Below are 15,212 nucleotides of genomic sequence, written 5' to 3'. Positions count from 1 at the left end.
CGCCTGGTCAAACCATAGAGTCAACGGCCGATCCCGTAGTATTCGAACCCTTCAGCTTTCAGGCGCATGGGGTCATACTGGTTGCGCCCGTCGAAAATGACATTCCGCTTCATCGTTTTCTTCATGGCGTTGAAATCCGGTTGGCGAAACTGCACCCACTCCGTCACGAGGATCATGGCATCCACACCACTGAGCGCAGCGTACTGATGATCAGCGAGTTGCAGCGCGCTGTCCGTGAACCACGCGGCAGGCAGCATCTGTTTTGCCACCGCCATCGCCACCGGGTCGTAGGCCTGAACTTTCGCTCCCGCCCCGATCAAGCTGTGTAGCAGCACGAGCGAAGGCGCCTCCCGCATGTCGTCCGTTTCCGGTTTGAAGGCCAGCCCCCAAAGGCTGAAGGTCAGCCCCTCGAGCCTGGCGCCGAATCTCGTGACGATCTTTTCGAATAGCTTTTGTTTCTGGCCTTCATTCACGGCTTCGACGGCATTGAGGATGGTCGGAACGAATCCGACCTCTGCCGCGATTTTTGTGAGTGCCTTGACGTCCTTTGGAAAACATGACCCACCGTACCCGCAACCGGGGTAAATGAAGGAAGGACCGATTCGGCTGTCGGAACCGACACACCTGCGCACGTTGTCGACATCGACCCCCGTGCGCTCGCACAGGTTGGCGACTTCATTCATGAAGGAGATTTTCGTCGCCAGCATGGCATTTGAGACGTACTTGACCATTTCCGCGTCGCGCGGCCCGACCACCACCAGGCGCTCATGCTTGCGCATGAAGGGCGCGTAGAGGTTCCTCATGATATTGGTCGCTCGTTCGCTGTCGGAGCCCACCACGACGCGATCCGGCCGCATGAAATCGTGGACCGCATCGCCTTCTTTCAGGAATTCCGGATTGCTCACCACGTCAAATTCGATTTCGGCCCCGCGCCGGTGGAGCTCCTGCTGGATGAACTGCCTGACCTTATCCGCGGTACCAACGGGAACGGTCGATTTAACGACGACCACGCAGTAGCCGGTGATGATTTCCCCTATTGCGCGCGCCGATGCCATGACATGCTGCAAATTGGCTGAACCGTCCTGGTTCGGGGGCGTTCCCACCGCAATGAAAGCCAGACTGGCGTCCTCTGCGTCCGCGAGATCGGCGGTGAAACGAAGCCTCCCCGCCTTTTTGTTGTTTAGCACGATCGCGTCCAGTCCAGGCTCATAAAACGGCAAGTGTCCTTGCTTCAACTCGTCGATTTTTTTGACATCGACATCGACGCAAATCACGTTATTCCCCATCTCCGCAAAACATGCGCCGGTCACCAATCCAACATATCCAGTCCCGATGATGCTGATCATGTCTTTGCACTCCTTAACTGGATCCAGTTTGTCTTCAAAATCGACTTATGCAACAACGCCCTGCTGAACCTCAAGGGTTCACCATTTCCCGCCATGCACTGCATTCAATGCTGTGTTCGCACTTGCGGCGACATGAGCCACGACACCGGGCCATCGGGTGCTCCGTTCGACGGGAGGTACCTTGAAGAGGCGGGTAAGCACCTTGCGAATCAGCGTCATAGCGTAGAAGAAGGCGATGTGGCGGCTGCCCAGTTCCGGCATCGCATTCAGGCAGGCACGTTGCATCGTCGTCATTAGCTCCGGCGTTCGGGCCTCGAACGCAGGAAGGTTCAGACACTCGTATTCCAGCCTTGCCAGTAAATATCCAGCGTCATATGCGGGATCGGCATAGCCGTAGGTATCCAGATCGAGCAGCAGCCAGCGCTCGCCGTCCAGGAGAAAATTACCCGGCCCGGCATCGCCATGCACGAGCGTCGGGGCGGAAGGGGAAAGGTGCGGCAGTGCCGCCTGCAGCAGGTCGGTAAGAGGCATGATCAACTCGCGCGCTTCTGGACACTGCTGGTAACGCAGCTCCCAGCGCTCCACCGTGAATTGCACGAATGCCTGAGCAGTAGTCGGCGCTTCCGGCACGATCTGGATCGCGTGCAGTTGTGCCAGAGCTCGGGGCGCATCTCCGATGATGTCGGCGCGTCCGGCGCGAAGGGCTTCGGCCAGCGATATCCCGTGCACCCAGGGTGTGATCAACAGCCCTTCGTCACGGATGTAGCCATGAGGCTTGATCACCGGACATGGCTCACCCAGTTGTTCGCAGTGGCGGAAGAGCGCCCGGTAAAGCTCACCGATTTGTTCGCCACGGCCATCTGCGTAGCCCTTCAGCGCGTAGACTGCTCGGGTCCCATCGGCCGTCTCGGCATCCACCCGCACCACGAAACGGTTGCTCGGATATCGCGCCGGGGAACACTGGACCCTGATCGCATCGGAACGAACGTGACGGCGAATCACGGCGAGCGCGACCTCCGGCTCCATCAACGCTTCGAAACGTTGGCGCATGGCAGCGCGCTGCTCTGTCGTTCCCTTCACCGGCTTGAATCGCATAGCTATATCCCCCGTGGTTGAGGCATTGACTGCAGCGAACCAGAAATCTGAAACAGTTCGCAGTAATGCCCGCCCAGGTTCACCAGCTCTTCGTGCGTGCCCTGTTCGACGATGTGTCCGCCCTGGAGTACCAGGATCAGATCGACATCCCGCACCGTACAGAGCTGATGAGCCACCAGGATGAGGGTCTTGCCGGCCTGGCCGCGCACCAAGGCGTCTCGGATCATGGCCTCCGACTCGGCGTCCACGGCCGAGGTTGGCTCGTCAAGCACCAGGATGGCGGGTTGCCTCACCAGGGCACGGGCAAGGCAAAGGCGCTGACGCTGACCGCCTGACAGGGTTGCGCCCCCTTCGCCCAGCACTTCGTCGTAGCCGTTAGGCAAGACAGTGATGAAATGATGGGCGTTCGCCTGACGCGCTGCCTCTTCGATCTCCTGATCCGTGGCGTCGGCCTTGCCGTAAGCGATGTTTTCCCGGATGGTGGCGCCAAACAGCAGGCTGCTTTGAAATACCACGCCGACCGCGCGGCGCAGGGACTCGTGCCGGTAGCTGCGCACGTCAACGCCGTCGATGAGGATGCGGCCTTCGATTACGTCGTAGAGGCGAATAAGCAGATTGGCGATGGTGGACTTGCCCGCCCCTGAGGCTCCTACCAGGGCCACTCGCCGGCCTGCCGGGATGTGGAACGAGACTTTGTCCAGAACGGGTTCGCCTGGCTCATAGACGAAGCTCACCGCTTCGAAGCGAATGTCGCCCTGCAGCCCGCGGGCTTCGATGGCGTCAGCGGCATCCTGAACGTCGGGCACGGTTTCCAGGACTTCGTTGATGCGCTCAACGCTCGCCGAGGCCTTTGCCACACGCGCCGACAGCCGGGCCATGGTCCGCACCGGCTTGTACATGTGCTGGACATAAGTCAGGAACACCAGCAAGTCGCCGGGAGTCATGTGGCCGTGGAGCGCCCGCAATCCGCCGAAGATGAGCACCGCGGCGCTGCCGACGGCAGTGATCACGTTGACCAGGCGGGCGCCAGCCCTTTCCATGCGCATGGCGCGGATGCCTTCCTCGGTGAATTGGGCGCTCTCCTCGTCGAAACGCGCCCGCTCATGACTCTCGCGACCGAACGCCTGGACCAGGGACACCGCCCCGAGCATTTCCCCAAGCCTGGACGCTAAATTCCCCTCGCGCGAGCGTTGCTTGCGGACCGCGACCTTGACCCGGCGCAAAACGTAAAAGAGGGCCCCCGATAGCAGCGGGAAAGTCGCCTGTACGACAAGCGCCAGACGCCAGTCGATCAGCATCATCACCGCCATCATGCCGACTACCGTCAAGACGTTGCTCACCAGCGTCAGCAGATATTCGGTGTACATGTCCCGCAGCGCAGTGGTGTCCTGGGTCAGCTTGTTCATGAGTTCGCCCGCGCGTGTCTTATGGTGAAAAGACAACGGCAGGCGCTGCAAATGGTCAAACAGTTCGCCACGCAGCTTGTAGATGAGCTGATAACCGATGCGGAAGGTGATGAATTGCTGGCCATAGGCGAAGGAACCCGTACCCATGACGACGAGCACCAGCACTGCCCCTAACACCGCCAGGGCAGTCAGCGCATCTCCACTAAGCAGGCCGGACAAAAAGGCGAATCGATGCGGCAGTGGCTTGGCCAGAAGCAGATAGTCCACGACGATCTTGAATGGCCAAGGCTCCAGCAGTGCCAAGGCGCTCGATCCAACGAGACACAACAGGCCCAGGGCCAGCTGGCCCCGGGCAGCCCGCAGGTGGCTGAGGACGATCTGGTGGAAGGGGGAGAATCGTTCGAACATGGTTTAGCCCATCCCTACAGGCGCGAAATGCACGTTTCGCCCGCGCAGACCAACCGTGAGGCGTCCGACCGCCAGCCCGGATCCTGGTTGCGGAAGGCCTTGCATGCCCGCCGCAGACAGGTGAACCCTTCATACAGAGAAGACCGCCGTACCACTGCTGCCTCGCCACTCTCCAGGTAGCCTTTGACAAAAGCGGCGCGGCCCGCCTGTGCAAGCCCAGCCAGATGCTTGTCCAGGTTGTGCAGGAAATTCCCTACATCCAGTGCCGGATCGCCGCAGGCCGCAAGATCCCAATCGATAACCCATACCCGCCTCTGACCGTAGAACAGTTGGCCGATATGAAAGTCCCGGTGCAGCCAGGCTGACGCCTGCTTGGTGTCCCAGCTAGCCTCGATGCGAAGCATCGCCGCCGCCAAGGCTTCGACACGTACTCGCAGTTCGGGCACTGCTGCTGCCAGGACGAGCGGATGGGGCCGCATCAGCTCTTTCATATGATCGTCCAGGTGCTTGCCCCGCGCTGCTGCTACCCCAGGCAGGCGATGCAGAAGCGCGAGAGCCCTGCCAGCCTCTCGAAGATAGTGACGATAGCGTGAGCGCTTCAGGAGGTCCTGATAGGGCATACCTGGCACCGCCTCCTGTACAAGCATTTGCGACGCCGGGTCATAGAACAGTGGGCGTGGCGCAGCCAACAGGCACTCTTTCTGGGCTTCCAGTTGCACCTCCAGGGACTGCATCAACGCAAAGGTCGCACTCCCCATGGCGTCTCCATACCACTTGGCGATGACCCGTTGCCGCGATCGTTGCGTTTGGGGTTGGCACAGGGTGCAGGCGGCGGTCAGGCGTTCCTCTTCCCGCCACTGCAGGATCCTGAAGTCCCAACGCCAGTCGGGTCGCATGGGCCACGCACGTTGCAGTGCCTGTTCGCCCAACGCCAAGGCTCTCAGTTCCATGGTGCCAACTCCGCCAGTATTTCAGCCGCCCGTCGATGTCCCGTTTCCCCCGTACCCGTCTCGCGAATGTCACCTCGATATTCGGGAACCCGCCTGGCGCTTACCGTGGGCAGACGACGACGCGTCCAGGATTGCCTCGACCCGTTCCAACAGCGACTCAGTGCGTTGTGGCCAATCGGGTTCGCGAGTGCGGAATGGAAAGCGCGTCCGTCGGAATAGCTGCACCGCCGTCCACAGCCCGATCTGCTCTGGCAGCGGACGCTGCGTGGACGTGGCGTAACCGTCGAGCAGCGCATCTTTTAACTGCTCAACCCGGCTTGGCGACAAATCGCCACGGAGGCCTGCACGTTCGGCTTGCGCAATGATGTTGCCCAGGTCGTCAGCCGGGTCGCCGTAGCGTGCGGAATCCAGATCGATGATAGCCACTGTCTTCCGGTCGTGAACCAGGACCTGGTTGGCGGAAAAATCGCCGTGGACGGGGCAGCTCACTCCGGTGCCATTCAACTGTGTCGCGAGCCGCTCTGCCAGTTCGCCCGCATAGTGGGCGAAGCGCGGGCAAATGAAACCAAGCGTCGAAGACACCGAAACCAGGGCCTGTGCCTCCGCTTTATGGGTCCAGCGATCGAGTCCGTCGGGCCTTTGCGCATGGAGTGTTGCCAAGGCCGCGCCGGTGGCTCGTACCGCCGCGAAGTCGAGGTCGGGCGCTAGATAGAGATCTGTCAACAGCCGGCCTGGCAGCCACTCGTAGGCAATCAAATGGCGACTATCGAAGCAAGCCAGTGGTCGGGCAATCCGAAGCAGTCCGTCGGACTGGAATGCTTTCGCATTGTGCTTGCAGCGAGCGTAGAGCGTTTTCGGATAGCATTTCAGGATCGCCCGAGCCCCGTTTGCTGAAAGCAACTCAGCCACATAGCGCCGTTCGGGCTTGTAATGCAGGCAGCGGAGTTCGCCCTGCCAGCGGTCGGGCTGATCGGGCAACAGCTTGCGGAGCAAGTGTTGCCGTTCAACCGGGTCGGTCAGCTGCTGAAGCTGCGGCAGCATGGGATCGTTTGGAAAAACATTCAGCACGACGGCGCAATCTTCCAGAACAATGCGCCCCGTCGCCAGCAGCCCCGATACGTTCGATTCCCCATGATCTAGCCACGGTGCAAGATCCGCCGGTCGACAAGCACGCACACCTACGTCCAGTTCGGTTTCACCCAGGTAAATCCGATAGGCGGCCCGGCAGTAGCGTCGAGGTTCATATCGCAACCTGGTGATTCGCGCTGCCCTCGGATCGGCGCCCGGCGCCGCCCGCCGCAGGGCTTCAAGGAGTGCGTCGGGATCAAGCGCCACTGCCAACCCAGGAATGGCGGTGTCGCGGCGGACCAGATCCATTTCATCCGGGGAAAGCATGGGGCATCTCCTTGTTCAGCAACGGTCGAATTTCCCGGCATCGGCTAGCGGGGCTTCGGCGTCGCCAGGCTCTCAGTTCCATGGCGCCAACTCCGTCAGTATTTCAGCCGCCCGTCGGTTGCCGACTTCCGGTGTAATTGATCCATAAGCCCGGCGCATCGCGCTAAGGGCGTCGGGGTCACGGCACAGGGCAAGTGCTTTCGCGGTGGCCACGTTGCGCTCTGAGGGCCCACAGACCCATGCCAGGCCTCGGGCCTCCAACTGGCGCACGCGCTGTTCCTGGTCATCTATGTTCCGGGTGCCAGGCATGAACAGCGCCGGCGTACGGCTGACCCGGATTTCGTTCACGGTGTTGTAGCCTCCTTCCGCAATGACAAGGTCTGAGATGGCCAGGAGGCTGACCATCTCAGGCTCGGTGTCCACCAGGATCATCCCCGGCGGAGGCCTCGGTGTTTGGCAACCATTCGGCCCTCGCACGACGATGTGGCGCAGGTTCACCTTCTCCGGAGCGATACAGCCGTGGACTGCCCATACCGTGGCGAAAAATTCCTTGGCCTGCTCGGGGAAACCACCGCCGCCGCAGGTTGACGTGAGGACAAAATCGGTTGGGGTCAACGCATACTTGCGACGCAGTTTTTCCTGCGCCAAGGGGTCGGGCAGACGCACAATGGGACCGACGAAGGATGCTCGCTCGCGTAGCCACGCAGGCAGCTCGTGGCCAAATTCCTCCTGCGTGTGGGGAATAATCACTGCGTCAATGCACCGCAACAGCCGGTGACCCAACAGTTCCCGTTGCCGTTCGTCCTTCCACCGGCGCATGATGTAGGCCCGCCGCGCTCCCTCTGGTTCCCGAGGCCATTCCTCCTCCGCGGGCAGGGTCGTGTCGTACACGACGACGGCTGGATTGGCCGAGCGCATGGCCTGAGGCCAGTCGCGGTAGCCTTCCGTCTCGCCTTCAATGCGGAATTCAAAGCGGCGGTCCCAGAGTTGCTGCGGAGGCGCCGCGCGCCCATAGAACAGGATGCGTCCGGCAGTCCCCATGGCTGCCAGCTCGCGGCAAACGTTCAGCCCCCGCATAAGGTGGCCAATACCGTGACGATTGGAAAAGCGCAGCATAAAACGAACCCTGTCCTGAGCGAGTAGGGCGACTTTGTGGCTCACTGCGTTGGCAGGGTGTTGCATGCTCAGCCAGACCTCTATCTCTATTCCCGGGGCGGTGCATCCAGACGCATACGATGAGAGCTATTGCGAGCCTGTTTGGAGCAACCTCGCCAGGGCCGTACCAATGCGCGGTATGCCGTTCATCCTGGGCTCTCGCCGCGAAAGCCCGTCGGGGAGGTCACGGGACATTTCGCCCATCACTGTTGCCATGAGGCGTTGCGGCGCCAGTTCATCTGGATGTAATGCGCACAGCAGGCCGCGCGCCTGAAGGCGCTCGGCGCGGATCCACTGCTCCCGTACTGGTCTCACGCGCGGCACGACGATGGCACTTTTCCTCAAGGTCAAGAGCTCGCATACGGTGTTGTAGCCACACATCGAAACGACTAGATCAGCGCAGTTCATGGCACCCATCATGTCGTCGCAAAATTCATGGACGATGACATCTCTTCGGCGGGCGGCGAGGGCGCGCACCGCGCGACAGTTATCCGACGACATCTCAGGACCGGTCACCAGCAGGGTGGTGAAGCCGGGCTTTGAATATGTCGTCAGGCCCTGCAGATAAGAGATCATCAACGAATCGCCGTCGCCGCCACCGCCGACGGTAACCAGCACGAGAGGCGCATCGCCAATCCCAAGCTGCGCTCGCACTTGCCTGGGTGACACGGTCGGGAAGGGGCGCGCAATATAGCCGCAATATCGCAGCTTGTCCTTGGTGGGCGGAGGAAATCGGTATTCCTTGACGACGTCAAAAACTGCCGGATCGCCCGCCACCAGGACCCGATCGTAGTTTTGCCGAATGGCTTCGTGGTACCTGCCGGACTGCCACTCGAGGATAGTCGTTGCTGGTTCGTCCAGAATGTCCCGTAACAGGAGCGCCATCTTGGGGCGGTGCGGACCGCTACGCAGTGTAGTAAGCACGGGCGCCAGTTCGTTGGCAATGCCGAAAGGTTTTTTGTCCACCAGGATGAGATCAGGGTTGAAATCCTGGAGCGCCATCGTGATCACCTCGGTTCGCAGATGCACAACATCCGCGAAGGAGAGATCGAGAGTCTTCACTTCCACTTCACCTGTATTGTTACGTGCAAGGCAGGGAAGCTTTATATAATCGACCCGAGGCGGGATCCGGAACGCATGGATCAAGGGTGAACCCGTAATCAGCAACACGATGACATCGGGATAGGCATGCACCATGTGAGATATGACTTCAAGCATGCGCCGGATGTTGCCGAGGCCGTAGGCGTCGTGCGAATAAACCACAATTCTTTTCACGATCTGGTCCTCGCCCTGTGTCAATCACTCTTTTCCGCTTAGGCCAAAAATCTGCTGGACCAACGTTTCCAGGAATTCAATCATGCAAAACGTAAGGAATCCGACACGAATGGCCAGCTTGCATCCAGAAGAGCACGGGTCGGCTCAAAACTGAACGGATTGCCTGATCGCCTTCAGGCTCAAGGATGTCGTGTCATCGCGTAAAGTCGGCATCCATGAATCCTCGCGAACCAGAGGGGCGGTGGCCACGCGGGTGAATAGCATGCATATCGTTGATGTGCCGCCTCGCCGAAGCCCTACAGCTTGAATATTACGGCTTGATGTCTGGTGAGAAAAATGGGGGGACTTCCCACACTTTGTTGGGGAGATGGTCTCCGCCTCGTCCTGAATGAGGGTTGCCGGTCAACGGCACGCCGGAACACTTTGCCGTTGCGCCCGACACGCTCCCTCCAGTCGGGAGAATGGCGTCTGGTTTTCACTACTGCATCTGTAGGACGATGACCCATGCCAGGCCACCTCGCTCGCCCCTAACATTTCAAGCAGCGGAATAAGTATGTGTGTAAAGGCGGCAGCGCCCGCGATGTGCCGATCAGTGGCGCCTTGATCGCAGGCTTTGCACGATACCCGGCCTTCCACGGCGTCCCGATGTTCCCGGTTCCAGGCGAGATCACGTCTATCGTCAGATTGATCGCGCATCAGATCGAGAAGCTCCTGACCTCGGCGGCGGTGTACCTGATTCGGCCTCTCGAAGACGCCAAACGAGGGGAAGCTCACGAGCGCGCTGATTCGTGAGACTTCGACGCAGATGGAAATGTCACGATATCGCGGGTATAGCATGGGAATCATTCGGCAAACCTTTGAAATCTGGCGATGGCTCGCTTTGGTGGCGGTGCTCGGTGCTTCCGCCTACCAAACTGCACGCGCAGCTACCGGGGCGGGGGCTCTCCCGCTTCCGGATCACATCGTCATCGTCATCGAAGAAAACAAACCCTACTCGAAGATTATCGGGAGCGAGGATGCGCCCTACATTAATTCGCTGGTACGCCAAGGCGCCATCTTTTCCCAATCGTTTTCTCTCACCCATCCAAGTCAACCGAACTACCTAGCCCTGTTTTCGGGCTCTACGCAGGGCGTCGCCGACGACTCCTGCCCACACACCTTCTCAGGGGATAATCTCGGCACCGAACTCCTGCAGGCGGGACACAGCTTCGCCATCTACTCCGAATCGATGCCCACCGTCGGTTATACCGGCTGCGAGGACGGACGCTACGCCCGCAAACATAACCCCGCGGTGAACTGGCAAGGCGTGAACCTCCCGGCATCAGCCAACCTGCCTTTTGAAAGCTTCGACCTCGAGCAGCTCCCGACCGTCTCCATCGTGGTTCCGAACGAAATTCACGACATGCACAGCGGCTCCATTCGGGAGGGCGACGACTGGCTGAGAAAGAATATCGAGCCGTATCTCCGATGGGCCAAAACCCATAACGGCCTGTTGATCATCACCTGGGACGAGGGCTCTCACTCCGATAACCGGATTCCGACCATTTTTGTCGGTCCCCTGGTCAAGCCCGGAATCTACAATCAACGAATCGATCACTACAGCGTCCTGGCAATGATTACTGATATGTATCAGCTGCGGCGACTTGGGAACAGCAGGATAGCCGCTCCGATTAGTGAGGTTTGGAACAAGGCGCCTGAGGCAGGGCCGTCCCTGACTAGCGTCCCAGGGGCCGTGCGTACTACACTGCCGAGCCGATAATGTGGAAACCTCGGTCTGTTGCGATAGACGACTGTCCTCGCTTGCGCGTGCTAACGCGCCGACAGTCAACTATCGAGACGAATCGCCCGTGTCGGCGCGACTCAGTAACGTGAGGTAATCAAGCACTCTCTTTCTTGCCAGGACGGGAAGATAGTCCTTGATGCGAGCGTCGACGCTAAGGTATTCAAGGGCTTCTTCGTAGGCTCTCTCAACAAATTCTTCCGGGAATCCGGTTTGGCTGGCGATCTCGCGAATCACCTCAGGACGGGGGGAGTGCGCCACGGTTGCCTCGAAAAAGGCGTCAACAGTCCCACAAGGCGCGTCGCCTTGTACCCTTTTCCCCCGGCTTAAATACTTTGAGATTAAATGATGGGAGTCGCGTGTGCAACGCAAGAATGCGGCGCGCGTGCTCGACGTCGCAGGACATCGTGAGCGCTGTTGACACCCACCGGGAATTGACCCGTTTGAGAGGGTGTGATGCCGACTGAAAATTGACCAGGGTGTTCGACCTAATCCGGCTGTTTTGTATGCGGGGGCTGATGCTAATTGGTTTGATAGCTCAGTAAATTGCGCATAGGCGCCAATAGCTGGGGTGGCCAGCAGGCAGGCGATAATCGTCTTATTTAGAGGTCCTCTCGCACACAAAATCCGCGGCGCAACGACCGCGACGGAGGACAGCATATTGCAGCCAAACTTAAGCCCGAGAAGACGGGTGAATGTGAGGCCGGCCGCTGTAGCGGGGCCTCGATAACGAAGCTCGATAACGAAGCGTTAACGTAACGTTAACGTGCGGCCCGATACCATGCCGACTTGCCAGAGAAGATGGCAAGCGCATTGAGACAGGATCATGAGATGCGAATACTGCTCGTCGAAGACGATCCATTGATCGGCAACGGGTTGCAGCACGGACTGCGCCAGGAAGGATTCGCGGTGGACTGGGTGCAGGACGGCAATGCCGCCGCGCTCGTACTGCGCACAACGCCGTACGGACTGCTGCTGCTCGATCTGGGGTTACCCAGTCAGGGTGGCCTGATGGTGCTCAAAGGATTGCGGCAACGCGACGACACCTTACCGGTCATCATCATTACCGCACGGGATGGGTTGCCTGACCGGGTCACGGGACTCGATGGCGGTGCCGACGACTATCTGGTGAAGCCGTTCGCGCTTGAGGAACTCCTCGCGCGGATCCGCGCGGTGAACCGCCGCCATGCGGGGCGCGCGCAAACCGTGCTTACGGTGGGCGCGCTGCGCCTTGATCCCGTGCAGCACCGGGTGTGGCTGCGCAACGACGAAGTACCGGTCTCGCCCAGGGAGTTCGCGCTGCTTCACGAATTGATGCGGCAGCCCGGCGCGGTCATCTCCCGCGAGCAGCTCGAGGAGCGCCTGTATGGATGGAATGAGGAGGTTGAAAGCAACGCGGTACAGGTTCATGTCCATAACCTGCGCAAGAAGCTCGGATCCGATGCGATCCGCAATGTGCGTGGCGTCGGTTATCGCATCGGGGAGCTGGCATGACCGCGGGTGTGGCCGCACTACGTACGCGTCTCACGCGCTGGTTCATGACGTCGCTGCGCCGTCGCCTGCTGCTGTGGTTGTTGCCGGCGACGTTCCTCGCCGGCGTGCTGGCAAGTGCGGGAACGTACTGGGGCTCACTGGATGAGCTTAACGACCTGCTGAATGACCAGATGCGTGTGATCGCCCGACAGGTGAAAGTCGACGATGACGGAAAACTGTCGGTGGCCGGCAAGCGCCGCTCGAAGGGGGACGAGGCCGATCGTGTGCTCCTCCAGGTGTGGCGCGGACAGGCAGTCCAGTTCACGACCGATCCGGCCTCGCCGTTACCGCCCCCGCAGCAGCCCGGATTCGCCGACATCGTCGCAGACGGCCAGACCTGGCATACGTTCGTCAGCCAGAGCGGCGATACGCTGATCCGCGTCGCGCAGGCACGACAGGCGCGCTGGGAAGCGCTCGCCGGCATTGCCGTGCACCTGTTCTGGCCGGTGCTGTCGCTGTTGCCGCTGCTCGCGCTCTTTCTCTGGTTCGGCATCGACTACGGGCTGCGGCCGCTGCGGCAGATCGCTTCTGGACTCAAGCGGCGCAACGCGAACAACATGGAGCCGATCGACACGGCAGCGATGCCCGGCGAAGTGAAGCCGCTGGTCGAAGCGCTCAATGATCTGCTGCTGAGACTTGACCGTTCGTTTACGCTGCAGAAGCACTTCATCGCCGATGCCGCACACGAGCTGCGCACGCCGATCATGGGACTCAGCATCCAGGCACAGTTGCTGCAACGGGCCACGAGCGCCGATGAGCGGGAAAACATCCTCACGCAGATCCAGACGGGCACCACGCGGCTCGCACGCCTGGCCGAGCAGTTGCTGACACTGGCGCGGCTCGCGCCGGAAACTGACGTCGCGTCGGTCGGCACCGTGGACCTGTCGGCGCTCGGCCGGTCGGTCGTGACCGACAGGGCGAGGATCGCCGAGGCAAACCAGATCGACCTGGGGCTGGTCAGTTCGGAAACCGTGATCGTCGAGGGTAACGCGGACAACCTGCGCATCCTGCTCAACAACCTCGTCGGCAATGCGATCCGCTACGCCGGCGCGCACGCGCGTGTCGACGTCTCGGTGCGGCAGGACTGCAGCACTGCGGTGCTCGAAGTGAGCGACAACGGCCCGGGGATTCCACAGGCCGATCGGGCGCACGTCTGGGAGCGCTTCTACCGCGGCAGCGCCCACCCTGCGTCCGGCAGCGGCCTCGGACTGTCGATCGTCAAGCGCATCGCCGAACAACATCGAGCCACGGTATCGCTTGACACGGGACCTGATGGCAAGGGGTTGACAGTCCGGCTTTGCTTTCCAGCGCCGCCCCACCCGTTGCCAGGCCGGGCGAACATCCCGGCGTCCCCCAACCTTGAACAGCCATGAAAGTGCTCATTGTCGAAGACGACGCAGACATTGCGGCCAACCTGTGCGACTACCTGGATAGTCACGGCTACGAGGCGCCTTTCCTGCGGTTCATGCTGCTGGTGCTGATCGCAAAAGCAGGCCGATATATTCTGCTCACCGCAGTGACCCTGCAATTCATATAGCCACAGGCACGTGGGTGTACTTCCCCCTACTCTCGCATTGCGTTCCGGCTCAGGCTAGGACGATCCTTTCATCTTTCCCCATCGGCGCTGCCATGACGCCGAGACCCGTGCGCCGCGCTCGACTCAGTCTTTCATAAACATTTTTCGGCGGCTGTCGCGCACATGCGCGGGGCAATCCTGTCCAGATCCGGGAAAACGCGCGCGCATAGTGTGCAACAGAATTTTCCGCTAATCAGGACACCAAAAACAACATATCCACGCACCTACGGGGGCACGTTTCGAAATTGTTCGAAAAATGCTGGTGCTGTAATTCATCTGTCGTTGTCGTAGAGGTTTCCTGAAAGGAACGACGCCCCCTCATCAAACGGATAGCGCCATCAGTTGCGTGGCGTGGATTGCAGACTGGCGTAACGAAGGTCGCCCGGATTGTTCGAGCCGTCCTTTGTACGCCATCGATCAACGGAGAAACTTCAATGAAGCTGGCCATCTCTACTCTCGCTCTCGCCACCGCGTCGATGCTGTGCGCCGCAGGCGCAAGCGCTCATCAGATCTGGTTCGAGCAATCGCCTAACAAGACGATGACGTTCTATTACGGCGAGTTCGACAAGAACATGCTGGAAGTCACGCCGGGCGGCATGGACCGCTTCAAGGCGCTCGCCGGCCAGTCGATCTCGGAGTCAGGCGCGAAGCCGCTGGATATGAAACTGCAGCGGGCGAGCTTTTCGGTAGCGGAGAAGCCGGGTAGGGGCGACTCCTTCGTCGCGGTGGATCATAAGTATCCGATCTTCAAGGTCCACGACGAGGGTGGCACCGTGGATACCTACTGGACCCCGGCTACTCGTTGGGTCGGCGATTTCAGCGCGCGCCAGCCGGAACTCGAACTCGATATCGTGCCGACCGGCGTGGTCAAGGGCAATGTCGTGCAGTTTCAGGTGTTCTACCAGAAGGAACCGCTGACGAACAAGCCGGTGACGCTGTCGTCGTGGTCGGGCTGGGACTATCTCGGCACCACGGACGGAGAAGGCAAGGTGTCCTTCCCGTTGCCCTGGAAGGGCACCTATGTTCTCGGCATCGAGTATCGCGACCGTACCCCGGGCGAGCGGGTGAACACCGAAGGCGTCACGGAGAAATACGCGATCCGCAGTTTCAGTTCGACGCTCTCCTTTTACCAGGCAGCCGGCGCCGGGCCTATGCATCGCGCTCCGTCCACGCTCCCGGCGTCAGAAATCGCACGTCTGAACGCGAAGTAAAAAAGCGCCGCACGGCGTCGCATGGTTGCTTCGTATGCGGCGCGTTCCGAAACGCGAACACCGTCACACTGATCTCAACCGA

Annotated in this window: 14 protein-coding genes; 6 read left to right on the top strand and 8 right to left on the bottom strand. The window is 60.4% G+C overall.

Translation table 11 applies throughout. From position 1 onward, the window contains the following. Positions 1–20: 20 nt before the first annotated feature. The 7 genes from AC07WT_RS12700 to AC07WT_RS12670 form a co-directional block, all read right to left on the bottom strand. Positions 21–1,346, bottom strand: coding sequence for a UDP-glucose dehydrogenase family protein (locus AC07WT_RS12700; RefSeq protein ID WP_494947363.1), 1,326 nt, complete (start codon positions 1,344–1,346; stop codon positions 21–23). 78 nt (positions 1,347–1,424) lie between these two features. Then, complete coding sequence (locus tag AC07WT_RS12695) at positions 1,425–2,441, bottom strand: phosphotransferase family protein (protein ID WP_494947362.1); 1,017 nt, start codon at positions 2,439–2,441, stop codon at positions 1,425–1,427. Between the two features lie 2 nt (positions 2,442–2,443). Continuing rightward, a complete protein-coding gene (locus AC07WT_RS12690; protein ID WP_494947361.1) occupies positions 2,444–4,255 on the bottom strand; it encodes an ABC transporter ATP-binding protein in 1,812 nt (603 codons plus the stop codon). 14 nt (positions 4,256–4,269) lie between these two features. Continuing rightward, positions 4,270–5,205 (bottom strand): phosphotransferase family protein, encoded by a 936-nt coding sequence (locus tag AC07WT_RS12685; RefSeq protein ID WP_494947360.1) that lies wholly within the window; start codon positions 5,203–5,205, stop codon positions 4,270–4,272. Positions 5,206–5,274: 69 nt separating this feature from the next. Further along, complete coding sequence (locus tag AC07WT_RS12680) at positions 5,275–6,600, bottom strand: phosphotransferase family protein (protein ID WP_494947359.1); 1,326 nt, start codon at positions 6,598–6,600, stop codon at positions 5,275–5,277. Between the two features lie 72 nt (positions 6,601–6,672). Next, entirely contained in the window at positions 6,673–7,716 is a 1,044-nt protein-coding gene (locus AC07WT_RS12675; protein WP_494947358.1) for a glycosyltransferase, read from the bottom strand. A gap of 126 nt (positions 7,717–7,842) precedes the next feature. Next, entirely contained in the window at positions 7,843–9,030 is a 1,188-nt protein-coding gene (locus tag AC07WT_RS12670) for a glycosyltransferase family protein (RefSeq protein ID WP_494947357.1), read from the bottom strand. A gap of 645 nt (positions 9,031–9,675) precedes the next feature. Between AC07WT_RS12670 and AC07WT_RS12665 the strand changes: the two genes are divergently transcribed. Together AC07WT_RS12665 and AC07WT_RS12660 are read left to right on the top strand one after the other, a co-directional pair. Further along, positions 9,676–9,822, top strand: coding sequence for a hypothetical protein (locus AC07WT_RS12665; RefSeq protein ID WP_494947356.1), 147 nt, complete (start codon positions 9,676–9,678; stop codon positions 9,820–9,822). Between the two features lie 43 nt (positions 9,823–9,865). Continuing rightward, entirely contained in the window at positions 9,866–10,789 is a 924-nt protein-coding gene (locus AC07WT_RS12660) for an alkaline phosphatase family protein (RefSeq protein WP_494947355.1), read from the top strand. Between the two features lie 69 nt (positions 10,790–10,858). Here AC07WT_RS12660 and AC07WT_RS12655 read toward each other — a convergent pair whose 3' ends face one another. Continuing rightward, the gene (locus tag AC07WT_RS12655; protein ID WP_494947354.1) at positions 10,859–11,470 is read right to left on the bottom strand and encodes a DUF3562 domain-containing protein; all 612 of its coding nucleotides are present in this window, start codon (positions 11,468–11,470) and stop codon (positions 10,859–10,861) included. Positions 11,471–11,641: 171 nt separating this feature from the next. Here AC07WT_RS12655 and AC07WT_RS12650 point away from each other — a divergent pair, with 171 nt between their 5' ends. From AC07WT_RS12650 to AC07WT_RS12635, 4 genes are all read left to right on the top strand, one after another. Further along, a complete protein-coding gene (locus AC07WT_RS12650; RefSeq protein WP_494947353.1) occupies positions 11,642–12,304 on the top strand; it encodes a response regulator in 663 nt (220 codons plus the stop codon). Then, positions 12,301–13,716 (top strand): sensor histidine kinase, encoded by a 1,416-nt coding sequence (locus AC07WT_RS12645; RefSeq protein ID WP_494947352.1) that lies wholly within the window; start codon positions 12,301–12,303, stop codon positions 13,714–13,716. Before AC07WT_RS12650 ends, AC07WT_RS12645 begins: the two co-directional genes overlap by 4 nt. Then, positions 13,713–13,880 (top strand): hypothetical protein, encoded by a 168-nt coding sequence (locus AC07WT_RS12640; protein ID WP_494947351.1) that lies wholly within the window; start codon positions 13,713–13,715, stop codon positions 13,878–13,880. Before AC07WT_RS12645 ends, AC07WT_RS12640 begins: the two co-directional genes overlap by 4 nt. Positions 13,881–14,353: 473 nt before the next feature. Then, on the top strand, positions 14,354–15,130 hold the full coding sequence (locus AC07WT_RS12635) for a DUF4198 domain-containing protein (RefSeq protein WP_494947350.1): 777 nt from the start codon (positions 14,354–14,356) through the stop codon (positions 15,128–15,130). Positions 15,131–15,212: the final 82 nt, after the last annotated feature.

It is taken from the genome of Paraburkholderia sp. GW821-FHT02A12 (assembly GCF_059422005.1).
Note: the sequence above shows the minus strand (reverse complement) of the source record. Positions and strands in the feature narration are given on the sequence as shown.